Here is a 23,004-nt window from a genome sequence, read left to right as displayed (position 1 = left end):
GCGGAATGCGGTTACGCCAGGGGATGGGATCTAGATGATGAATTCCTTTTCGGATGCACCGCATGTCGCGCGGATCGCCGAAGCCCTTTGGGCGCGAGAGCCGGTGGGATCTGCTGCCTTACTGGTTGGCGCCGGATTCAGCCGCAACGCAACTCCGGTGCGAGCCTCTGGTGGCACGATGCCAGACTGGAACGACATCTACGGAACAATGGTAAACCAGCTTTACCCGGCAAACTCCGGCCAGGCGACAGACCAAAACCAACAACGAGAACGGCTGTTGAAACAGAGTGGCGCGACCAGCGCCTATCTGCGGGTGGCAGAAGAATTCGAGGCACAATTCGGACGCAATGCGCTCGACAAATTGATACTGGCAAATGTCCCCGACCGCCAGTTCACGCCGGGTAAACTGCACGAAATGCTCGTCCAGCTCCCGTGGGCCGATATCATGACGACCAACTGGGACACGCTGCTTGAACGAGCGGCTGAAAGCGCAGAAGAGCGGGTCTATGACATCCTGCGCACCGTCGAGGAGATTCCGGAGGCGCGGGCACCGAGGGTCATCAAGCTGCACGGCAGTTTCCCGTCGCATCGCCCATTTGTCTTCACGGAAGAGGATTTCCGGACCTATCCGGCGCGATTTGGGGCTTTCGTCAACCTCGCGCAGCAGCTCGCGATGGAGAATACACTGGTTCTGCTGGGATTCTCGGGCGACGACCCGAACTTCCTGTTCTGGTCTGGCTGGGTGCGCGATCGGCTAGGGCCGAAGGCCCCGCTTATCTATCTGGTGGGCGCGCTTGGATTAAGCGCACCGAAACGCAAGATGCTCGAAAGCCGGCGCATCCAGCCAATCGATCTCGCGAAACTTGAGATGTTCGAGACCTGGCCGAAGAGCCAGCAGATGGAGAATGCCCATCGGTGGTTCCTTGAATGCTTGCGTGCGGCTGAACCGTATCGAGCGAAGCGCTGGCCGCGACCAGCTGCAGGTTTTGTACCCCCGCTCGTGCATGTGAGCCCGGTTCCCGATTCAAGATCACCGATGCCGGATCCGCGGTGGAGTGACATCAACACACCTGTGCAAATGGTTCGCGAGTTGGTCTTACAGTGGCGGCAGAACCGTACCATATACCCCGGCTGGATTGTGCCTCCCTTCGATACGAGCCAGTTGCTCTGGCGACGTCTATCGATGCGTCTCGACGATATCATTAGCGGATTGCGTGCCCTCGACGAGGACGAGCGGCTCGATGCATTATTCGAGCTCAACTGGCAACAGGAGGCGGCGCTCGTTCCGCTGGCATTGACCGTCGATGATGTAGTTCTGGAACTTCTGGACGCTCTGATCGGTCGTTACGAACAACTACCCCCCGAACCGGCAAGACAATTTCGAGCCCTTGCGCTGGCGATCTTGCGCCACGCGCGCGAAGAGAACGATGCCGGCCTTCACAAGCGCTGGTCGGATTGGCTGGCGCCCAGGCTCGCGGAGGATACGGAAGGGCTCGAGCGCCTGACCTATGACAGCTGCCTGCGCCTGCGCGCAGATTTTGATATCGACGGGCTCGAGGCAGCGCTCAAGAAGTGGAATGTCCAGGGCGACAGCTTTTGGCTGTTGCGCAAGGCGGCCTTGCTCGCGGATCTTGGGCGGGACGAGGAAGCGTCGCTGTTATCGGTGCAGGCGCTCAACGCGATCCGCGAGCAAACTCAGCGGGGTGTGACGGACATCGCCTCCTGGTCACGTGAAAGTTTCGCGCTGCTGTTTCGCAGTTCCGTGCTGTTCGGCGCGCTTGGCGATTGGCATGAGAACGGGCCCGTGCGCGACCGGTTCGATATGCGCCAGGAGGAACTCCAAGCGCGTGGCTGCCCGGGTCGCAGCGACTTCTTCAACTTAATGGACCGCCTCGCTCAGCCGGCGCCACCGCTCAAGCAGGAGCGAGAAAGCACGCGGCGATTTGATCTGGGCTCGATATATCGAACCTTCAATTTTGGACCACTAGATCCACGCATTGACCGGCTTCTTGCTTATCAGGCTCTCCGTTTCCAGGAAGAGGGAGGCCTGCCGCTTCGCATTGGACATGCAGCGGTCGCCAGGCAAGTCGTGTTCGAAGCTGCGCGCTGGCTGATGGATGTCGCACCAACAAGGGCGATCGATGCTTTTCTTCTGGCCTCACCTGGATCCACGAGCAAGCAGTTTGACGCGCTTTTTTCCCGTTCGATGATCGCCAGGGTCAACGCGGGCGAGGCGGACCGTCTAATCGATCGCGTTCTCCGCCTGATCGATGCGGCGAAGAAGCGTGTCGATGCGGGAAAAACTGAGCAGCGCTTTTGGATGGAACGGCTCAAATCCGCGCTCGAAATCGCTTCGCGCGTGGTCCTGCGCACGCCGCATCGCGCTCCAAAGTTGCTGGAGATCGGACTTGCCCTACATGCTGATCCCCGATTTCCCCGTAGCATCGATATAGGCGATCAGCTGCGCCAGATGGTGAGCCGCTGCTTTGAGGCTGCGGAGATCCCCGCGCACGATGCGATGCTGCTCGCAATCTTTGAGCATCCGATCACCAGGAACCCCGGCAATTTCGCCCATGGCGTTCGCGATCCGGAGGAGAATCTCCCGAGCGACGTCAAGATGGGGAAACCCGATCCGAAATGGCGGAAGATCGTCTCAGATACACTCGCGGCGTTGCGTCAGGCCGATACACGGCTCCCGGCCTCGTCGCGGACGGCATGGCTGTTCAATGCCAAGCTGCTCAACGGAAAAGACTTACAGGTATTTGGCGAAGCATTGTGGGATCCAGCTTATGTTGAAGACGGCCTGCCCAGCGGGACTGTCTTCTACCCCGGTGCCTTCCTCTCATTTCCAAAGCCGGCCAGCGCGGATCCGCAAGGAGCCTTGTGTGCCAAGTTTCTTTCCGACGCTCCGCTCACGGATGCAGATCTCAAGAGCGGTGCGTTGGCAAACCTGCTCAGAGAGAATCAGTTTCTGATCGACGAGGCTCATCTCGTTGCGCTGATCGAGCGTCTTCACGTTTATATTGCAAATCATGCTGCCGTATCGGCGAGACCAGACCTGTTCAGCAGTAATGATCGCAACTTAGCGCAGGAATGCGGGCGGATCGTAGCGAACCTCGCGATGCGAGCAAAGTCAAGCCCCGCTGCGACCAAGAAATTGCGGTCCCTGGCGATACTCGATCGATATCCGCTTCGTCTGGAAGCTGCCTACCCCTGGCTCCTCGATCTGGGCATTGTGACGGTGGATGCTGCCACGAAGGGGCTGCGAGCGTTGATCGGAAGTGGCGATGAGACCGATGTGCTGGTTCTCTCGGCCCTGCTGGATCAGATTTACTGGTCGAAAGGCTGCGAGGCCGACCTTGAAGCGGCGCTCTGGCCCGAGATCGCGCAGGTGGTAGCGGTGCGAGCGCCTTCACCATTAATGTGGGCCCTTCGGTTCTTGGCATCCTCAATGCGCAAGGACCCGGCGCGGGTGCCAGCCAAAATCGATGACGTATTGAGCATCGGCCTCGCACTGATCCTCGAAGAAACCGAGATGACCGGCCCGGCCGAGCAACTGCGCTACGACCCATTCCTCGCGCGGCACTTCGGCGCCATTTTGGTCAGCGCGATGGACCGGAACAAGCGCGGGGACCCGGCCATGCGCGCCGCCTGGTCAAAGGCGATTGAAAGCGATCCCTTGCCCGATACGCGCCGCGGCCGGGCAAACGCGTTTCGTGAATACAAGGCTGGAGGCGATGCGAACGAGGATTGATGCAGAGCGTGGCACAGCATTGGCTTCATCGATCAGCATCACCAGCCAGCGACCATCGCCGCACTTCTTAATCACCTCTTGACACAGACCCCCGTGGTCGTTTCCGTTAACTAGTATTTCGTTGTCACATACGTACCAAACGTGCCGTAGCATTCGTAACCTGTCCGATTGTTCTTGTGCTTGTTCAAAGTCGCATCGTAGCTCTTCTTGCTGAACGTCTTTCCACAGACGGAGCACCTGAAGACGTAGGTTGGGCCATTTGCCGCGGTGAAACTCGAGCTTCGGGTCGATCTAAGAGCGGGCAAACGCCGAACAACTGGCGTGCGGCGCACCTCGAAAGTTGCTCCTGGGCCCGAACTCGCGGTCAGTGAAATGCTTTGAAGGCCTGATGGCGTAAGTTCAATGGGGTAGCGCGGTGCGAATGGCGTCTGGGTGGCTTTGACCCCGAGAATGCTATCGACCAGATAACTGCGCGGCTGCCCGTCGTCTGCGCGCACCGCCATGAGCAGCACGTCTCCTGCCTGCGAGCGGCGGAGGGAGTAAGCTTCGATCGCGCGCGTGGAGCGGTTGCCTTGCTTGTCCCGGTAATCAATTTCCACGAGGAGCCGGTTAGCCGCAGCGAAGCGGATCATCTCAACGAAGGTTTGGCCTCGGCCGCCCGCAGTCAAACCGATGATTCGTTCACGGATGAGCGTGTCACCAGTGCGGATAGGCATCGCCGCGAGTGGTTGCGTGACGGCGCCTTCGAGCCAGGCGAAAATTTCTGGGAGCGACTCCCAGAAGGTCGCGACCGGCAGGAGCGCCGGGAGCTGGTGCTGCAGCATGTGGATCCAGCCCGTTTCAAGATCCCTGCGGTGCGGCTCAAGGTCAGCTATGCGCGGAATGTCGATGCCCTTGAATTCACATTTAGCGCGCAGGACTTCCATGAAGCGCTGCGGGTCAGGGCGTGCCTCGGCATTTCGGTAGAGGTGCACGACGTCATAAAGGTCGCGTGGGCGTGTCCGCTCTGCGAGCGCGCGGAATTTTTCGGCGAAGGCTTCCACGTAGTCATAGGCCAAGACCCTCGATTCCATTTTCTGGACCGTCGCTGTACGGGTGGAATATCTGCGCACGGACAGGCGGTAGAACGACACGTTCGTCAGCCGTCAGGTCGAGTTTGATGCGCGGAAGCGCGTGGGTTGATGAGACAGGCCCCTTATAGCTGATCTTTCCCTGACACGAGATTTGCCCACGGGGATTCTGATGGATCTCGAACTCTTGCTTGTCGGCTGGAATCTCGATGCCTGTTTGTTCGTAAAGCCATTCACTGATTTCAGAAAACGTGCTCCCCAAAAAGTCGGCGTCGAGTTGGTCGGGTTTGATAAGCGTGAAATCGAGGTCTTCGGAAAAGCGATAGGTCTCGAAGAAACATTTCTTCAGGCACGTGCCGCCCTTGAACACCCAATTCTCCGCGAGATCCTCGTGCCGGTAGATGCCGGCGAGCATCCATCCGAGGACGTAGTCCTTCTCAACGACATGTGGCGTGAGGGATGTCTGCTGGGCGATGGCGAGGATTTCGCGCTTCTCGATCATGTCGTTCCCTCGCGAGCCCAGCGCGGGGGCACGCGCAGTCGCCACTTTGTCACAACGTGCGGCCCATCCTGGGCGGGGTCGAGCTTGGCGTGGCCGCCGCTGAGATGGTGTTCGCAAAGGCGCGCGAGCGCCGCCCCTTCGGGGGAGCGTTCCGCCAGAAAGCCCAGGCGCTTGAAAACGGCGCCATTGGCGAGACGCACCGCGTACTCGATGAGCTTCTCATCGTCGCGGTCACTGCGGCGTAGGTAGGCAGCGAGGCAATCGGCCAGGTGCTGGATTCCGCCGCCGATCGCTGGGTCATCCAACATATCGATGATCGTGCGGTGCACGTCCGACACGGGCACACGCGTCTGATGGCGCCAGACGCTCTTCGTGCCAAAGAGCTTCCGCTCATCGATGTGCTTCAACGAAAAAAGCGTGCCGTGTCTCTCTTGGCGCTTCTGCCGCACCGCCTGTGCGGTCATCACGAGAATGTCCTTGAAGAGTTGTTCGGTGAGGTCCCAATGCTCGGCCGCCGTGCGACCGCCGATATAGGCTGGCGCGAAGAGCGCGGGGACGAGCACCCATGGATCATCAAGGACGCGATCCGACCCCAACGTATCAATTGACGCCGCGACATAGGCGCCGCGGCCCACGCGGCTCAGCCATCCCTGCTCCACCCAGCGCGACAATCGCTGGGCGGCGGCGGTACGGTCGAGTTGGAGAGCAGCCACTACGTCATCGACGTGAATGACGTCGCCCGCCGCGGACAGCACACGGACAAGTTGCGAACGACCCTGGGGAAGGTGGGCAGCATTTTTCTCCATCTGCACTACTTAGCAAAAAAAGCGAATTTTTGCAATTAGAGCAACGAAGTTGCCATTGCTGTATCACTCCAATTTCGCGATAAGTGCGAAGTAGAGCGAATGGATCAAAAGGCAAAAGCACCAGCGGCCTATCCGTTCTTCGATGCCGACGAGGTCGAGCTTGCCGTGATTTACGCCGAGGCAACGCTGCGCGAGCCGCCCACGATAGAGCGACGAGCCCCCCAAGGGTGCGGTCATCGTCGCCGATAGGCACGTCTCTTGCCGCACCCGACGGGATTCAAACTTGTGACCTCTGCCTTCGGAGTGCCTGGCCACCTCGAATGCCTCGGACGGGCGCCTGCTTGACGTCACTGAAACTCAGCCCCTCACGGGATCAAATGTCGAAGAGTAATACTTTCCTCCGCCTTCCGACCACAACATGGAAGCCTTTGAGCTGGGCGTCGCGGGCGCGATACTGTTCCGAACTAGGCGACTCGAGGTCGCTGATCGCCTTGTCGTTGAGGAGGATACGAATGTCGGCCATGGCCTAGTTCTGCGAGTCTGGGGGTACACCGGCCGAAAATCTAGCCGGTTTTCGGCCGGTTTTAGACTCGCACATAGTTAGATGGTGCGTCTACGCAAAGTACGAAGTATCGCTTAAGTGGCTGTGGAATCATACAAATTGTGTACTGTAGCGGAAAAGACGGATACACCAGGAAAGCATCAAGATAAACTATGAATCGCGGGTCAGGAATTCGAATCTCTTCGGGTGCGCGCAATGTCACCTATGTCTCGGGGCTCAAAAGCCCTCAAATTCATAACCTGAAGGTCACAGTTCAAATCCTGTCCCCGCAATAATGCCATAACCTTCCTGATTAACCGGGGCTGTTTTTGCGTTCCGCGTCTAAGGTTCGAGATGACTAGTTGTGCCCGATTTGCCCCTTCCCCACCACCAACTGCTCCAACATGCGATGGCGAAGATCAAAGGGTTCCGCGCATTTCGCATCAGGGCGTCCCAAGTCTGCCGATTGATTGATGAATAGTGCGGGTCGTGCTCCGGGTGCGTGTGCCACTCGCCGACGAAGCTTTCAGTTCCGCCGCTCAACGTCCAGGCAGCCATGGCCGCCACCTGATGGCCCGCGTCACGGCGGTTGAACAAAGTCCGTCTTAACTTCCGCCGGCAGCGGGGCGGTACAGTCCACGATCTCGATGTGCGGACCACGATACGAGCCGATCGGGGCTTTCGGTCGATGACGTTCGACGGGAAGCAGGCATTTCATGTTGCTAATTCCAGCCCATCGGCATTGCGGCCTTGGCCCAATCTAGAGCCATCTCGCAGGCAAGGGCAGCTGCGGAAGCAGACCTACTGACTGGGAATCTCATCCAGCGAGCAAGTCAACAGTTTTAAGATCTGTTAGCGTATCATATATAAATATAATGATACGCAAAGAGATCAATCTTCCTCCCTGCCTTTAGCGCCGCGCGACGGTGGACGCCGTCCGAAACTAACGCCCAATCAGCGCTCTGAAATCATCGGCATATTAAATCAAGGCCGTCCGGCAGCTGAAATCGCTCGTCTCTTCGCGTTCATAGGGCCGACCGCGCTGACTCGGGGTCAATGTGGATCGCTACTCCTTCATTGCAATGGATTTGCACCATCTACTCTCTGCCGGTCTCCCGGCGCACCTTGTTCCGACCCCTTCAAGGGCTCAGCTCGGTCGGCGTGACCGATCAGCCCGATCAAATCGATCAACTTAGGCGTCAAATGCGGCTTCACTCTCGGCTGTCCAGTCGGGCATGGTGGGGCGCTTCCCTCATCAATTCGGCGACCAGCGCGAATCGCCCCGCATCCGCGACTTTCTGACTCAGTGAGACTAGGCGCCCGCCGCCACGTGCGGGCGACGCCGGCATCAACCGGCGGGCAGATGCGCCGAGGGCAACAAGCGCGCCTGACGCAACGCTGCCAGATCAGCCGAGCCGGTGCAGAGGCAGGCGACGGCCAACTGGCGGATGACGATCTCGAAGTGCGCGACAACCGCCTCGGTGGATACCGTAGCCGCGCGCAGCACGCCGGCCGCCTGCCCGGCGATGTCCGCGCCCAGGCGGATGGCCTTGGCCACGTCGACGCCGTCGCGGATCCCGCCCGACGCGATCAGCTTCACCGTGGGCAGCGCCCGACGTACCGCCTCCACGCTGGCCGGGGTCGGAATCCCCCAGTCGGCGAACGCCATCGCCACTGCACGGTCGGCGGCATCGCGGGCGCGCTCGCCCTCCACCGCGGCCCAACTGGTGCCGCCGGCGCCGGCGACATCGATCACCGCCACGCCCGCGTCGCCGAGCGCAGAGGCCACCGAAGCGGACAGCCCCGACCCCACTTCCTTGGCCACGATCGGCACGCCCACGCTGCGCGCGGCGCGAGCAATCTGCGCCAGGACGCCGCGCCAGTCGCGGTCGCCCTCCGGCTGTACCGCTTCCTGCAGCGGATTGAGATGAACGATGAGTCCATCGGCCTCCAGCGCATCCACCGCCCGGCGCGCCAGGTCCAGGCCGTCGGCCTCGCGCAGTTGCGCGGCGCCGATATTGGCCAGCAAGGGAATGTCTGGGGCCAGGCGGCGCAGCGCGCGCGTCAGTCCCTGGGAGTTGCGGGATTGCAGGCTCACGCGCTGCGAACCGACGCACATGGCGATCCCCAAGGCTTGCGCTGCCTCGCTCAGATGCCGGTTGATGGCCTCGGCGCGTGGCATGCCGCCGGTCATGGAGCTGATCAGCAGCGGCGCGCGCATGGTCTTGCCCAGCAGCGAGGCGCGCAGGTCGATCTCCGTCAGGTCCAACTCGGGCAATGCGCAGTGTTCGAAACGGATGTACTCCCAGCCGGCGGCGACCGTGGCCGGCGCCGTTCGCTGATCCAACACGATGTCCAGATGGTCGTCCTTGCGCCGGCTCAGGGCGGTGTCGCTCATGCTCGCTCCATCCGTGGCATCGGGCGACGGCGTTGCGTCGGATCGGACCGACGGCAGCGCGCGCACGCCGCCGCCTCCCGCGCGTTCAGGCCGGCGCACGCTGGCCTCCCCCCGCAGCGTCGCTGCGGTAGCGGCTGGTCGAGGTCTGGTAATACTTCGCACGGATGGCCGCCATGGCCTCGATCAACGGTCCCCACGGCGCGGGAAAGCGTTCTTCCGCCATCAACCGGTGCAGCATGCGCGTATGGCCGGCCAGCTCGACGTTGAGGAACTCCACCACAGGCATAGCCGGATAGCGCAGCAGCAGCAGGATCGCCGCGTTGTCGGCCTCGCCGGCCGACCTGTCCTTGTCGCGTCCATGCAGATCGTTCTGCAGGCGCCCTATCGCGGAGATGAGCCGCAGGACCTGGCGAAACGCCGGACGCGCGCGCAAGGTCGCCATGTCCAGCCCCCACAGCAACGACAGGCAACAGAACACGTTCGTGTAGGCGATCGAATCGATGCCGTTGTGCAGGTACTCGGCGTAGGACCAGCGTTCCGCCCCTGCCGCCTGCGCGTGTCCGGCGCGCAGCGCCGCGCAGTAGCACCGGGTATCGTCGAGAAGCTGAGCATAGTCGCGACGATCGTAGGCGAGCGCGGCCAGCGAAGCGCGCAGCACAGCGCAGCCCTCGAATCCGGGGAGCGCGCACGGCACGCCCTGCCCAAGCGCCAGTTCCACCGCGGCGAGCTGCTCCGGCGCGATCAGGCCAAGGTCGTTGCAATCGTCGAGCCAGAACAGCAGCGCCAGTTCGCGATAGAACGCCACGATCAGCGTTTCGTCCTGCGGATCGCGGCCGGTGCGGGCGCTGGTGTCGCGCAGGCTCGGGTGGATGCGCTGCAGGATGTAATGGCCGCCCCTGACCGCTTCCACGGCATGCTCGTCGGCGAACCCGGTCAGGGAATGCCCCCACTCCAGCACCTGCTGCAGCGCGCGTTCGGTCTGGATCATGGCGCCGCTCCTGCTCCCTCGGCCAGGACGCGCCGCCCCCAACGAAGCGCCAGCCACAACCCGGCGAGTTCGGCCACGCGCACCACCCGGGTGGGGCAATACAGTTCCTTGCCGATCCACAGCGGCGTCTGCGGCAATGCATGCGCCGCATGGCGGGCGAGCATCCACTCCAGCGCACGCGCCACCGCCTGCGCGATGCGCCGGCGCCCTGTCGGCTCTTCGCTCCCGTCCATCACGTGCAACGCGAACAGCGCATAGGCGGTTTCCTCGAATGTGGACGCGCGACCGGCGCCCCAGCCGCCGTCGTCGCGCTGCGCCTGCATGAGCGCCGCCAGCGCGCGCTCGTCGCGCCACTGGGGCTTGCCTTGCGCCAGCGCAGCGACCGCATGCGCGGTGGGATACAGCCACGAAACGTGCCATTTTTCGTTGTCCCATAGACCGTGCGGGTTGCGATTGGCCTCGACGTAGGAGCTCGTGCCGGCGGCGGGCTTTCCCAACATTCGCAACGCATGCAGGGCGTGGATGTTGGTTGACACCGAGGCATTGCGCTCGCCGGGGAAGGTGACGAACAGCTCGCCGATTTCGAAATGGCGCAACGCATCGACCGCCGGGTCGCGGCCTGCAAGGCGCAGGACGCACATCGCAACGGCGGTATCGTCCGCATCGGCCGCGAAGTGCAAGGCCGGGCCCAGACCGCGCACGCCCAGGCGGGCGTCGAGCTGCGCGACGATCACTTGCACCGCCTCGGCGAGCGCGGGATGCGCGAACAGACCGGCCAGATGCAGGGTGTACAGCGACCAGCATGGCTCGAATACATTGATCGGCCAGACGTTGGGAAAGACACCTTCGATGCCGCTGCGCGTCGCCCGCGATGCGGCCTGGAGATACGCGTCGGCGCGCCCGACCTGAGGCGTGCTTCCCTGTGTCACGGCGTGCGCACGCCACGCGGCGGTGGCCGCCGGACTGATGCCGATGCTGCCGTCGTCATCCGGGCATGCGGTGGTCGGCGACGTCCCCCAGGCTTCCCAGGAGTGCAGCAACGGATGGCCGCTCGGCAACGTCGCCGCCGCCCCCAGCTTGACCAGACACGCTTGCCGCAACGGCAACAGCGCCGGGTGGCGCGGAAACGCCACGCCGCCCAGCAAGGATGCGGCCTCGCCGCACAACTGCGGCAGGATCAGCTCCGCGCCGATCGGCGCGTCTTCCGGCACCGCATGCGCGTAGGGATCGGGCTGGCGCTCGAGGAACCGGGTTGCAGCCTGGACTGCGTCGGCAGTGCCGGGAAGAGGATCGGCACGCTGCAATGCCAGCAACGCCGCCCACGTGGGCGCATGGCGGAACAGCGGGAAGTCCGCGCTTCCCCATCCGCCATCGGCCTGTTGCTGCGCGATGAGCCACGCGTATGCGTCCTGCCGACCGGTGACGTTGCCGTGGAACTGCAGAGCTCGCGCCGTGTCGTAGACGGATGGACCGATGCTGCCGCCGTCGCTCATCTCGCTCAGCAGGTGGCGCAATTCGGAAAGGATCTGTTCGGACAGCGCGTTCACGCGGGATGTTCCTTCTGCAGAGGGCTAACGACAAGCAGGATCGGGCAGACGCCGCGCACGTCGCCGCCGGTTCGGACACAGTGCAGCATGCACCGCCCGCCGGCCGATCGCAGCAGCACAGGGGCGAGTCCATGCGAACGGACGCGCTCATGCGTATGGCGCGGACAGATACACGTTGGCCCGCTGCAGCATCTGCGCCAACCGTTCCGCACTCGGCCCCAGCGGGACGATGGCCTCCCCGGCGTCGCGCAACAAATCCAGCGCGAACTGGCGCGCTGCCTGCAGCCCCATGATCGACGCGCAGGTCGGCTTCTGCGCCGCCGCGTCCTTGCCGGGGGTCTTGCCCAGCGTCGCGGTATCCGCTGTCGCGTCGAGAATGTCGTCGACCACCTGCAACGCCAGGCCGAAACAGGCGGTGTACCGATCGAGCGCACAGTACAGCGCAGCGTGCGCGGCATCCTCCGCGATGGAGCATAGCGCGCCCATGCGAACGGACGCGCGCACTAGCGCTCCGCTCTTCATCCGGTGCATCGCCACGATCCTGTCCAGCTCGGCGTGCTTTCCGACCAGCGACAGATCCATGGCCTGCCCGCCTGCGGCACCCTCGGCGGACACCGCCTGCGCCAGTTCGCGCACGAGCGCGATACGGTTGTCGCCCGGCGCATCCAGGCTCGCCAGGGTCAGGAAGGCGTGCGCCTGCAGCGCATCGCCGACCAGGATCGCAGTGGCTTCGCCGAACTTGACGTGCACGGTCGGAAGGCCGCGGCGAAGCACGTCGTCGTCCATCGCCGGCAGGTCGTCGTGGACCAGGGTACAGGCGTGCATCATCTCGATGGCGGCGCCGACGTCGTCGAGCATGTGCGCCGGCGTGTCGGCCAGTGCGCCGGCAGCCAGACAGAGCAAGGCGCGGGTGCGCTTCCCGCCATGCAAGGTGGCGTAGCGCATCGCCGCCATCAGCTCGGTCTCACCGTCGTCTTCGGCGCAGAGGAGACGCGCCAGCGTCTGTTCGACCCGCTTTGCGCCGTCCTGCATCCAGATCTCCGGCAGCAGCCTGCCGGATGCGCCGCGCGCCTGCGCGCCCAATCCGCCGAGCGCGGAAACGCCAGTTCGGTCGTCGTGTAGCGTGGAACCGGTCTGCATGTTTTTCATGTCCTTGTACCTGACACGAGATGACCACAGCGAGCGCCAAGCCGCAGCGGTGTTGCCGGGGTCGCACCGAGCGCGTGCGCTGAGTGCAGCAATGCCGCGCCTCGCCGGCGCCGCTGCCTCGCCACACGGGGCATGCGATGCCAGCTCATGAGAAGCCTATGCGGATTGCCATGGACGGATGTGCGGTCGGGTAATACCGCCGGCCTTTTTCGACGCCGCTCAGCAACCGCGGCCGCACCCCGGCCTTGTGCATGATCAGCGCCAAGGCGATGCAGAACTGCACCATTTCCAGCCATACCAGTTGGTAGCCGATGCAGACGTGTGGGCCGGTACCGAACTGCAGCATGTCCACCGGCCGGATCGGCTCCGTGCGTTGCAGCCACCGCGCCAGGCGGAACTGATCAGGCGCCTCGTGCAGCAGCGCCGAGGTCGAGAAATGCAGCAGCGGGATGCACAGATGGGTGCCCGCGGGAATGCGCCGTTGGCCGAGTTGCAATTCCTGCAGGACGCGACGCGGCAGGAGCGTGGTCGCCGGATGCAGGCGCAGCGTCTCGCGGAACAGCGCCTCGGCGACCGGACACTCCGCCAGGTCCGCGTGCCGGGTCGGCACCGCGCCCACGCGTTGCGCCTCCTCGACCAGGGCGTCCCACAGCACAGGCTGCCGCGCCAGCTCGATCACTATCCAGGCCATCGTCGAGGCAGTGGTGTCGTGACCGGCAAGCAGCAGCAAGCGGATATTGGCGACCAGGACGTCATCGGAAAGCGCATTGTCGCTGCGGTCGAAGGCGCTCACCATGTCGTTGATCAACCCGGTGCGCGCGGCATGCGCGCGCGCGTCGCGGACGAACTGGCGCAACTGCGCGTCGATCCAGTCGCGGGCGGCGCGGCCTCGCCGCAAGGGCAGTCCGGGCAGGTCGACCGGGGGCGCGACGATCAACTGCAGCAGTTGCCGGTATTTGCGATGCCATCCCGGCAGGTCCTGCGCGGGGATTCCCATGAGGCTGAAGATGAGCTTGAGCATCAGGTCGCCGGTTTCGCGCAGGATGGTTATGTCGCCGCGCTCGCGCCACGCCTGCACCCGCGCCCAGATGACGGGCGCGAACAGGTCGCCGATGCCGGCCTGGGTCAGCCCCTTGGGCAGGAACGCCGCCTTAATCGCATCGCGCGCCTGCCGGTGCGCGCCGCCGTCCTGGGCAACCAACGTTCCGCCAAGCAATTCGGGCGCGATCTCTTCGATCAGCGCCGAGGACACGTCCTTGTGCCGGAGCAGTGCGAACGCATCCGGATGCACGCAGGTCATCAGGTGTCCGGCAGGGCCGAAATCCAGCCAGAAGTGGCTGCCCAGCGTCCGTTCTGCGCGCTGCAGCAGGCGCGGCAGGTCGCAGACAATGGCGGGAAGATGCCCGACCAGGGGGAAAGCGCCAGGCATGACCGGGATGTCGCATCGCAGCCGGTGCCGACGGTTGAGCGGGTTGAGCAGCATGTCCATCAGCAGCGCGCCGCCGCCGCCGATTCGGTGTGGCCGGCAGGGCGCGCGGCGCAGCTGTTGCCACCGTCGGCGTATGTCGGCACATGCGCCAGCATGCCGCCATCGATGCACACGACCTGACCGGTGATGAACGCAGCATCGTCGGAGAGCAGGAACGCCACCAGCGCGGCCACGTCCTCGGGGCGGCCGACGCGCTGCAGGAGCTGGTGACGGCGCAGATGCCGTTGCATGCACTCGTCCAGCTTGGCGAGGAGACGCTCGGTCATGACGAGACCCGGCGCAACGGCGTTGCAGCGGATCTGCGCATGACCGTATTGGGTGGCGAGCGAAGCCGAGAGCATGTTCATCGCCGCCTTCGACGCGGCGTAGGACGTCTGCGCGGTGTCCCCGCTGAGCCCCTGGCACGACGACATGTTGACGATCGCGCCACCGCCGCGGGCGATCATCCGTGGGATGGCCTGCCGGCAGCAGAGCAGCGTGCCGCGCAGATTGGTCGCCATGGTCTGGTCCCAGACTGCCAGGTCCAGGTCGAGGATCGCGCGGTCGCGCGGGGTCAGATGCATGGCGCTCGCATTGTTCACCAGCAGGTCGACCCCACCGAAGTGCCGCTCCGCCGTCTCGAACAGCGCTGCCACCGCCTGCGCATCGGCGATATCCATGGCTATGGGCAGCGCGTGGCCTGCTTCGGCCGCGATCTGCGCGGTGCAGGCGATGGCCGCCGAGCCATCAATGTCGGCCACCACCACTCTGCCGCCCCCGCGCGCGATGGCGAGAGCGCATGCCTTGCCGATGCCGGCGCCGGCGCCGGTCACCACGGCCACCTTGCCTTCAAACCGTCCCATCGTGTCTCCTGAATTGTATTGGTCTTTCGCAGCATGCCGCTCGGCCTCCGCCGGAGAAGGCGCAGGGTCGGCGCCGGCGCGCTCGTCATGGCCAGCGTCGCTTTCGATGACCCGAATGGCGGCGACCGGGCACTGGTTGGCCGCAAGCCGCACGGCGGCGTGCAGCGCCTGCGGGACCGTCGCCACGCACACTTCGGCCACGCCGTCCGGTTCGCGCTGGCGAAAGGTGCCCGGCAGCGTCAGCACGCACTGCCCGGTAGTTCCGCACAGATCCTGATCGACCAGGACGCGCATCTCAGCCCTCCTGCCCATGCAGCCGCACCGGCAGCGCGCGGAACGTCCTAAGGAACGCGGAGGGCTCCCGGGTCGGCTGCTCGGCCAATGCCAGCGCGGGGAAGCGCGCCTGGATCCGCGGCAGGCTCTCGGCCAACTGCACTCGGGCCAGTTGCGCACCCAGGCAGAAGTGGATGCCGTGGCCGAAGGTCAGCATGATCTTCCCGTCCATCGACATGCCAGGACTGGTGCCGTAGAACCGCACGGGATCGAAGCGGTCGGGATCGGCGAAGGCGTCCGGGTCGCGATTGCCGGCCGCGATCAGCACGCGCACGTCCGCGTTCTTCGGGATCACCACGCCGCCCAGTTCGATGTCGCGCTGGGCGATACGCGGAATGGAGCTGAACATGGCGGGCGCGTCGTAGCGCAGGGCTTCTTCGGCGAATGCCTTCACCCCCACGGCATCTCCCTTCAGCCAGTGCCGCTGTTCGGGATACGCCAGCATCGCCAGGACCGCATGGCCGATGGCCGCGGCAGTGGTGGCGAAGCCGCCCAGCAGCATGCCCCAGAGCATGCTGATCAATTCCGCATCCGACAGCATGTCGGCATCGTCGTCGTGTGCGCCGACCAGCATTGACACGATGTCGTGGCGGGGATCGGTGCGCTTGCGCTGTATGAGGTCGCCGAAGTAGGCCTGCACCCTCGCGCTGGCCGCGTCCGCCGCGGCGAGCTGGGGATCGCTGGCGTGCGGGCTCAGGCCTTCCAGAATGGCGCTGATGCCGGCGACGAGCCCGAACGTGTCGTCCTGGGGCATGCCGAACAGTTCGCCGAAAACCAGCATGGGCAAGGCCAGCGCGAATTCCTGATGCAGGTCCACCGCCTCCCCGCGCTCCAGCGCGGGCGCCATGCCGTCCAGGCGCGCTGCGACAATGCGAGCGATGGTCGGCCTCAGGTTGTCGATCTGGCCGATGGTGAAATCGCGCGAGATCAGCCGGCGCAGACGCGTATGAGTCGGTGGTTCCTTCATGGCTAGCGTGGACGCCAGCAGATTGAGTGACAGGCTGGTCGCCGCCCGCGGGAAATAGCGCGCCAGTTCGCCCGGCGCCGGTCCCCGAAAAGCATCGCCCGTGGCCTTGAGCGCCCAGTAGATGTCGGCGTGGCGGCTCAACAGAAAGAGGCCCGACGCCGCGCGATGCACCGGATCGTGCTCGCGCAACCACCGCATGAATGGATACGGGTCCTGGATGCACGCTGGCGACGCCAGTTCGGCGAAGGCGTCCCGGCATGCTGCCGTGGTTTCTTGTACATCCATTGGTCACCTGTTGCTGGCTGATCTGACCGGCGCGCGGCAGGCGCGCCGGCGAATTCGGAGAACATCGCGGTTCCCGGTGGCGTCCGCGCATCACCAGAGCACCGGGAACTCCTCGAACCCGCCAGTGATGATCTCCTTGCGCAACTTCAGTTCTTCGGGCGCCACGGCCAGGCGCAGCGCGGGAAAGCGCTGGAAGATCGAACCGAACACCACCTTGAGTTCCAGCCTGGCCAGCGCCGCGCCGATGCAGTAGTGCGGCCCATGGGAGAACGCCAGGTGCGGGTTTTCGTCACGTCCAATGTCGAAGATTTCCGGGTCCTTGAAATGGCGCGGATCGAACGACGTCGCCGGCAGGCCGACCAGCACCTTGCTCTCCGCGGGAACATGCACGCCCGCGATAGTCACGTCGGTCCTCGGATAGCGCATGATGCCGTCCCAGCCCGCGCCCGGCGGGTACATGCGCAGGATTTCCTCCACCGCCTTGTCCACCAGGGATAGATCGCCGACCAGGCGTTCGCGCTGTTGCGGATGGCGGAACATGGCCAGCAGGCCGAATTCGATCTGCGTGACGGTGCTCTCGTGCCCCGCCACCAGCATGCCCGCCGCCAGGCCGATCGCCTCTTCCTCGGTCGCCTTGCCCTGGTCGACCGCCGCGAGCAGATCCGTCAGCAGGTTGTCGCCCGGATCCTGGCGCTTGTCCCGCATCTTGCCGCGAATGTAGGCACGCAGTTCTTCCCAGGCCAAGCGCGACGCGCTGCGCGGGCCGCTTTCATGCTGGTGCGTCATCACCTCGTCCGACAGCCCGGCGAAAAAGGCGTGATCCTCGTAGAGCACGCCCATCAGCGCGCTGATGACCATGCCCGGAAGCGGAAAGGAGAGGTGGCGCCGCAGGTCGGCGGGCTGGGGCTGGGCCGCCAGCGTCTCGAACAACTGCGCGGCGATCGCCTTGACCTGTTGCGCGAGCAGCTTCACCCTGCCGTTGCTGAAGGCCGGCGCCACGATCGCACGTAACCGCGCATGCTCGCCCCCCTCGTGCGAGACCAGCCACCCCGGCGAACCGAGAATCACCGAATCCGGGGTGAATGCCGCCGGCGGCATTCCGGAGGGCCGGAACGCCGCGTCGGACAACACCGCCTTGGCCTCGTCGTAGCCTGTGACCCACCAGCCTTCGTGCCCGGACGGGAAGCGCACGCGGTGGATCGGACCGTTGGCGCGTAGTGCCAACATCTCGGGCGAGGGCTCAATGTGATCGACGCGCCACATCGGCAGCGTCGGCAAAGGTTGTTCGGGCATGGTGGCACTTCACTCTATAGCGATGGAAGGGCGGAAGGTGACCGGCGGGCGCTGCGGCAGCGAATGACCTAAGACGGCATACAGATGACGTCCTCCGACGGCCGGCCTGATTATCAAGATCGGCCAACGTGTAACTGTCTAGGCACACCGCGCGGCGAGATGCAGAACTTTATCCTGCACCATCGATTTCAGGATAAGGTCGGTGTGGTGGGCCTTTGAGCCGCCGCCGGCCAAGATTTGCTGAGCAAGGGTCGACAAGGGCGGCGAGCTGTTGGGTAAGGGCGGTTTCGCCGAGGACCCCCTGCCCATAGACGCTATCCGACGCGGATTTGACATTTTGCTTTTCTTTCTTCGTTCCATTCGTGCCATCCACGAAATGAAAGTCGGTCGGCGGCTCCCGGCCCGCAACGAAGGTGCTTCAAATCTCGTGCCAATTTGGCCGCAGCAGAAAAAGATTGTGGCAGCTTCTCAGCGGCTTAGCCTGAGGCCAGAGAAGAGCTAGGCGAAATAAGCCGGTGTCGCGGGCCAACAAAGGCGACGGAACAGTGTCGGACAGAACGCCTCGGGCGACCTTTAGGTCGGGCTTGCGACATTCTGGTCCAGTTTCGAACATAAGAGGGCGGCAAACAGACACGATTGTGGAATTCGATCCTCACGGAATCAGGGCGCTTGCCGAAGAGCGCGCGCTCATGGTTGCTGCGACAGACGCGTGTTCGCGATAGCCGTGCCTCCGCACGCAAGAACACGCTAGTGGCACACGCTACGCAATCGCTGCAGTGCCCGCCGGTGTGAGGTAGTGCATCGGCTCGGCTTCCGGTTCGTCTTTGCCCAGCCGGGGCGGAAGCGCCGAATACCCGCACCATACAGCACCGTTGTTGCGTGTGGTGACGAGGCGGTTATAGCGCGCGCCCGATCTTCTAAGACACGGCCTCCGAGAAAAAGGGGGCGGTCCAAAAGCATCTCTATTTGAAATGGCACGCCGCTTGCTGCTCCTGGTCAGAGCCCATCAAAACACGATGAAAGCGACTTGCGCCATGCCCGACACGCGAAGCTCTAGACCGTGGCCTGAGGAGACGGTGCCCGTTCCCGTTGAACATCGGTACATCATCTCCTCCGGAGGTCCCTCCTCGGCGGCCGCTTTGCGCACGACTGGTCCGATGCCGGCACGCCAACACATGGCGCTCGCGCAATTGCCGTTTACCGGTTCTGATCAGCATGTGAGTGCCCAAGAGCCCCGTCAAAGAGCCACCGAAGCCAAGGTCGGCGGGTCACTGGCAAATATCGACAATACGCCGAACCAGCTCAGTAACGCGGGTCTCTTGCGTGAAGTCACATTTGAGGCCTCCACACGCGTCCGATATTGGCTACTTCGGGCCCGCTATCACTTTGTCCCGGGCACGAGCGCGAGCGATGGATGCCGCTTCCGGCGCCATAGCCTTGGAAAGATTGCTCCAGCGGCTCGACAGCCTCCACTTGCTCAGATCGATGGCGTTCGGGTGGCGAAGACCAGCAGCCAAGACGTTCCCCTACATCGGGATGGAAAAAGGAGGGTGCGAGCCGCGAGGGCCTCATTTCATCCCCGGCATACGAGCCTTTGCTCGGTATTGCGCCAGCCTCTGCCAGAATCCGGCGCGCCAGTTTTTTCCTGAGGAGCAAGTTGATGACCGTTCAAAAGAAGGTTCCCTTCGTCACCTTTCTCACGCGTGTTCGCGATGAGTCAGTCCAGGGCCCAAATCCATATCGCTGGGAAGAAAAGACATCGGACGACTACTTTGCCGGCAAGCGGGTCATCCTGTTCTCGCTGCCTGGCGCCTTCACGCCGACCTGCTCGACCTACCAATTGCCCCAGTTCGAAGAGCTCTATGATGAGTTTGAGAAGGAGGGAATTGACGCGATTTACTGCCTCTCAGTCAACGACGCCTTCGTCATGAATGCGTGGGGGAAGTCCTTGGGCCTGAAGCAGGTCGAGCTCATCCCCGATGGCTCAGGCGAGTTCACACGCAAAATGGGCATGCTGGTCGCCAAGGACAATCTCGGCTTCGGGATGCGCTCCTGGCGCTACGCCGCCCTGATCAACAATGGCGTGGTGGAGCACTGGTTCGAGGAGGAAGGTTTCTCCGACAACTGCGAGGCCGACCCCTATGGCGTCTCGTCCCCGCAAAACGTTCTCGAAACGCTGAAAGCCGCCGCATGACCTAGAATACGTCTCAGTGGTGCCATTGCCGGCTCCAAGAGGCTCCTCGACAGGATTTTCGCGCTCACCATGCAATCCTCAGCAAGCCTGCTTCAGCGCCAGAAGCAATCCATGGTCGCATCGCCTCAACTCATTGAATCGATGCGCCTGCTGCAACTGGCGCATACTGAACTGCATCAGTTCGTGGAGCGGGAAATCGAGAAGAACCCGCTTTTGGAATCTGCATCAAGCGATGGCGGGCCTTTTGACGACGTCTCGATTTCGGGAGCGGATCAGCCTGTCGGCCCTGGCGCAAACGCCGTTGAAGGACCGACCGGGGCAGGGTCGCCTGAACGGCTCGGGCAATGGAAATCACTCGGCAACACGACCAACAACCCGCCGGGCAATGGCCCTTCCCTCGACGAGTTTGCCACCCTCGCCGAAACATTGCACGACCATGTCGCTCGTCAGATCGCCCTCACTGCGTTCACACCACAGGAGCGGCTGATCGCTGGCCAGCTTGCCGCCGATCTGGAAGATACTGGCTATCTTCGGGCAAACCTTTTGGAGCTGGCCGAGAGCCTGAATGTCCATGAGGCTGTTGTGGAACGGGTTCTCGGAACCTTGCAGCAATTTGATCCACCGGGAGTTTTTGCGCGAAGTCTCAGAGAATGCCTCGAGATCCAGTTGCGCCAGCGTAACCGGCTCGACCCGGCAATGGCAGCTTTGGTTGCCCATCTTGAAATGCTTGCGCGGCGCGATTTTGAGGCACTGAAGCAGCATTGCGGAGTCGATGAAGAAGACCTTCTCGACATGATGCATGAGATTCGGGCGCTCGATCCCAAGCCTGGGAACCGATTCCAATCCGGTGCGTCTGAATCAATCATACCCGACATCTGGGTCACGCCCTCACCGCACGGGGGATGGCAGATCGAACTCGATCCCGCCACACTGCCAAAGCTGCTGATCAACCAAAGCTACTATGCCGAAGTCTCGCGTCAAACTGCCCAAAGTGCGAAGGATAAAGCATTTCTCGACGAATGCTTGCAAAACGCGAACTGGCTAATCCGCAGCCTCGATCAGCGCGCCAAGACCATCGTTAAGGTTGCGGCTGAAATCGTGCGTCAGCAGGATGCCTTTTTGGAACATGGCGTCGCCCACCTGCGCCCTCTCAATCTCAGAACCGTCGCTGACGCGATCGGCGTGCACGAGTCGACGGTAAGCCGGGTGACCTCGAACAAGTACATGCTTACCCCGCGCGGCGTCTTTGAACTGAAGTATTTTTTCACCGTCGCAATCGCGTCCTGCCAAGGCGGCGATGCGCACTCAGCCGAAGCTGTCCGCCATCGGATCAAAGCGATGATTGCCGCAGAATCTCACGGTGACGTGCTTTCCGACGAGGACATCGCTGCCCGGCTGAAGGAAACCGGCATCGATGTTGCGCGCCGCACCGTCACAAAATATCGCGAAGCAATGAACATCCCCTCCTCCGTGCAACGCCGCCGGGAAATGCGCTTGTGTTTTTAAATTTGGGTCAAGGCAGCCAACATCAGGTTGCATTGCATCAAAGTGGAGACTTCGTTCATGACCCAATCCGCGGCAGGCGTTGTGGACGCTGTTCTGCACGACCCAGAAAAGCCCGTCCCACCGTCTGGTCCCGCATGGGGTGCGGTCATTTCGCTTTCCTTGGGCACCTTCGGGCTGGTGACCGCAGAGTTTCTGCCTGTCAGCCTGCTCACGCCGCTCGCACATGATCTCGGCATCACCGAGGGAGCGGCTGGACAGGCGATGACGGCGACCGCTATCGTCGGGGCGATCTCGGCGCCGACAGTGGCTATCATCACAAAGCGCCTGGACCGCAGGCTCGTCATGTGGGCGATGACGCTGCTGCTGATCCTGTCGGACGTTCTGGCGGCCGGCGCGTGGTCGCTGGCGGTTCTCCTGACTGCACGCGTCGTGCTCGGCATAGCGCTCGGAGGCTTCTGGTCGATGTCGGCAGCACTGGCGATGCGGCTCGTTCCAAGCCACCTCCTGCCGCGCGCTATGGCGATCATCCTCACCGGCGTTTCCGTGGCTACCGTTTGCGCAGCTCCAATCGGCGCTTATGTCGGCGATATCTGGGGATGGCGAAGTGCCTTCATGCTCGCCGCAGTCGGCGGCGCGGCTACACTGCTGGTGCAACTCATAACCATTCCGAGACTGCCTCCGATTGGAGTGGCTAGCTTCCGCAGCCTGCTGAATGTGGCTAAGATTCCGATGGTCAAGGTCGCGCTTGTGGTCGTCCTGCTTGTCGGTTCCGGCCACTTCGCCGGAATCACTTATATCCGCGCCTTCCTCGAGAAGGTTCCCGCTCTGGACGTCGAAACGATTTCGCTTGTGTTGCTTGCTTTTGGCATCGGGGGATTCTTCGGCAATTTGGCCGGCGGGCTTCTGGCCGAGTACAGTCTCAAGGCAGTCGCGGCCCTTGCACCGCTGCTCATAGCGATAGCCGCTGTTTCGCTGCTGATGGCGGGAGCATCGGCCTTCGCCTCGGCGATTGCGGTTGCCGGGTGGGGCTTTGCCTTCGGCGCCGTGCCGGTGGGATTACAGACGTGGATGGTGCGGCGGGCCGTTCCCGAGCAGGCCGAAAGCGCCGGTGTGCTGATGGTCGTAGCATTCCAAGTGGCAATCGCAGCCGGCGCGATTTTCGGCGGAGTATTGGTGGACAATGCCGGGATTACCAGTGCCATTGCCTACAGTGCTGTTGCCACGTTCGCCGCCGCCCTGACAGTGTTCCTGCTCGGCCCGAAGCGCGAAACCTAGACCGCCTGACAGAAGAGGCCTCAGCAGCGCAAGCGGCACGAGAGATGCGAGGCACGGCGCGGCGC

At 63.3% G+C, this 23,004-nt stretch carries 18 protein-coding genes and 1 pseudogene; 4 read left to right on the top strand and 15 right to left on the bottom strand.

The features are described from left to right. The first annotated feature begins 34 nt into the window (after positions 1-34). A complete protein-coding gene (locus NKH21_RS17490; protein WP_352866403.1) occupies positions 35-3,754 on the top strand; it encodes an SIR2 family NAD-dependent protein deacylase in 3,720 nt (1,239 codons plus the stop codon). A gap of 110 nt (positions 3,755-3,864) precedes the next feature. Here the strand turns inward: NKH21_RS17490 and NKH21_RS17485 are convergent, their stop codons facing one another. The 15 genes and pseudogenes from NKH21_RS17485 to NKH21_RS17415 form a co-directional block, all read right to left on the bottom strand. After that, the gene (locus NKH21_RS17485) at positions 3,865-4,812 is read right to left on the bottom strand and encodes a nucleotidyl transferase AbiEii/AbiGii toxin family protein (protein ID WP_352866401.1); all 948 of its coding nucleotides are present in this window, start codon (positions 4,810-4,812) and stop codon (positions 3,865-3,867) included. Beyond that, a complete protein-coding gene (locus NKH21_RS17480) occupies positions 4,802-5,326 on the bottom strand; it encodes a nucleotidyl transferase AbiEii/AbiGii toxin family protein (protein WP_352866398.1) in 525 nt (174 codons plus the stop codon). The genes NKH21_RS17485 and NKH21_RS17480 overlap by 11 nt, the downstream gene beginning before the upstream one ends. Next, on the bottom strand, positions 5,323-6,132 hold the full coding sequence (locus NKH21_RS17475) for a type IV toxin-antitoxin system AbiEi family antitoxin domain-containing protein (RefSeq protein WP_198023637.1): 810 nt from the start codon (positions 6,130-6,132) through the stop codon (positions 5,323-5,325). The genes NKH21_RS17480 and NKH21_RS17475 overlap by 4 nt, the downstream gene beginning before the upstream one ends. Positions 6,133-6,195: 63 nt before the next feature. After that, the gene (locus tag NKH21_RS17470) at positions 6,196-6,369 is read right to left on the bottom strand and encodes a hypothetical protein (RefSeq protein ID WP_352866396.1); all 174 of its coding nucleotides are present in this window, start codon (positions 6,367-6,369) and stop codon (positions 6,196-6,198) included. A gap of 136 nt (positions 6,370-6,505) precedes the next feature. Beyond that, positions 6,506-6,655, bottom strand: coding sequence for a hypothetical protein (locus tag NKH21_RS17465; RefSeq protein ID WP_352866393.1), 150 nt, complete (start codon positions 6,653-6,655; stop codon positions 6,506-6,508). A 360-nt stretch (positions 6,656-7,015) separates the two neighbouring features. Beyond that, entirely contained in the window at positions 7,016-7,333 is a 318-nt protein-coding gene (locus NKH21_RS17460) for a Mov34/MPN/PAD-1 family protein (protein ID WP_352578874.1), read from the bottom strand. Between the two features lie 688 nt (positions 7,334-8,021). Next, a complete protein-coding gene (gene fni / locus NKH21_RS17455) occupies positions 8,022-9,071 on the bottom strand; it encodes a type 2 isopentenyl-diphosphate Delta-isomerase (protein WP_352866390.1) in 1,050 nt (349 codons plus the stop codon). Between the two features lie 85 nt (positions 9,072-9,156). Beyond that, complete coding sequence (locus NKH21_RS17450; RefSeq protein ID WP_352866387.1) at positions 9,157-10,059, bottom strand: terpene synthase family protein; 903 nt, start codon at positions 10,057-10,059, stop codon at positions 9,157-9,159. Further along, complete coding sequence (locus NKH21_RS17445; protein WP_352866384.1) at positions 10,056-11,606, bottom strand: hypothetical protein; 1,551 nt, start codon at positions 11,604-11,606, stop codon at positions 10,056-10,058. Before NKH21_RS17445 ends, NKH21_RS17450 begins: the two co-directional genes overlap by 4 nt. A gap of 147 nt (positions 11,607-11,753) precedes the next feature. Beyond that, positions 11,754-12,746, bottom strand: coding sequence for a polyprenyl synthetase family protein (locus NKH21_RS17440; protein ID WP_352866456.1), 993 nt, complete (start codon positions 12,744-12,746; stop codon positions 11,754-11,756). Between the two features lie 154 nt (positions 12,747-12,900). Beyond that, positions 12,901-14,244 (bottom strand): cytochrome P450, encoded by a 1,344-nt coding sequence (locus NKH21_RS17435; protein ID WP_352491449.1) that lies wholly within the window; start codon positions 14,242-14,244, stop codon positions 12,901-12,903. After that, the gene (locus NKH21_RS17430; protein WP_352491518.1) at positions 14,244-15,086 is read right to left on the bottom strand and encodes an SDR family oxidoreductase; all 843 of its coding nucleotides are present in this window, start codon (positions 15,084-15,086) and stop codon (positions 14,244-14,246) included. Before NKH21_RS17430 ends, NKH21_RS17435 begins: the two co-directional genes overlap by 1 nt. 168 nt (positions 15,087-15,254) lie before the next feature. Then, a pseudogene (locus tag NKH21_RS17425) lies at positions 15,255-15,380 on the bottom strand (ferredoxin); the annotation flags it as partial. A 1-nt stretch (position 15,381) separates the two neighbouring features. Next, positions 15,382-16,671, bottom strand: coding sequence for a cytochrome P450 (locus NKH21_RS17420; protein ID WP_352866380.1), 1,290 nt, complete (start codon positions 16,669-16,671; stop codon positions 15,382-15,384). A 90-nt stretch (positions 16,672-16,761) separates the two neighbouring features. Continuing rightward, on the bottom strand, positions 16,762-17,964 hold the full coding sequence (locus NKH21_RS17415) for a cytochrome P450 (protein ID WP_352720384.1): 1,203 nt from the start codon (positions 17,962-17,964) through the stop codon (positions 16,762-16,764). Positions 17,965-19,624: 1,660 nt separating this feature from the next. On the opposite strand from NKH21_RS17415, the gene NKH21_RS17410 reads away from it, so the two are divergent. From NKH21_RS17410 to NKH21_RS17400, 3 genes are all read left to right on the top strand, one after another. Next, entirely contained in the window at positions 19,625-20,158 is a 534-nt protein-coding gene (locus NKH21_RS17410) for a peroxiredoxin (RefSeq protein ID WP_352516037.1), read from the top strand. Positions 20,159-20,227: 69 nt separating this feature from the next. Continuing rightward, positions 20,228-21,664, top strand: coding sequence for an RNA polymerase factor sigma-54 (rpoN, locus tag NKH21_RS17405; protein ID WP_352866376.1), 1,437 nt, complete (start codon positions 20,228-20,230; stop codon positions 21,662-21,664). 57 nt (positions 21,665-21,721) lie between these two features. Continuing rightward, positions 21,722-22,939 carry an MFS transporter gene (locus NKH21_RS17400; RefSeq protein WP_352720380.1) on the top strand — a complete coding sequence of 406 codons (1,218 nt, stop codon included), beginning with the start codon at positions 21,722-21,724 and terminating at the stop codon, positions 22,937-22,939. The last annotated feature ends 65 nt before the right edge of the window (positions 22,940-23,004 follow it).

This window comes from Mesorhizobium sp. M1329 (genome assembly GCF_040318035.1).
Classification (GTDB): domain Bacteria; phylum Pseudomonadota; class Alphaproteobacteria; order Rhizobiales; family Rhizobiaceae; genus Mesorhizobium.
This window is presented reverse-complemented; position numbering and strand designations above follow the sequence as displayed.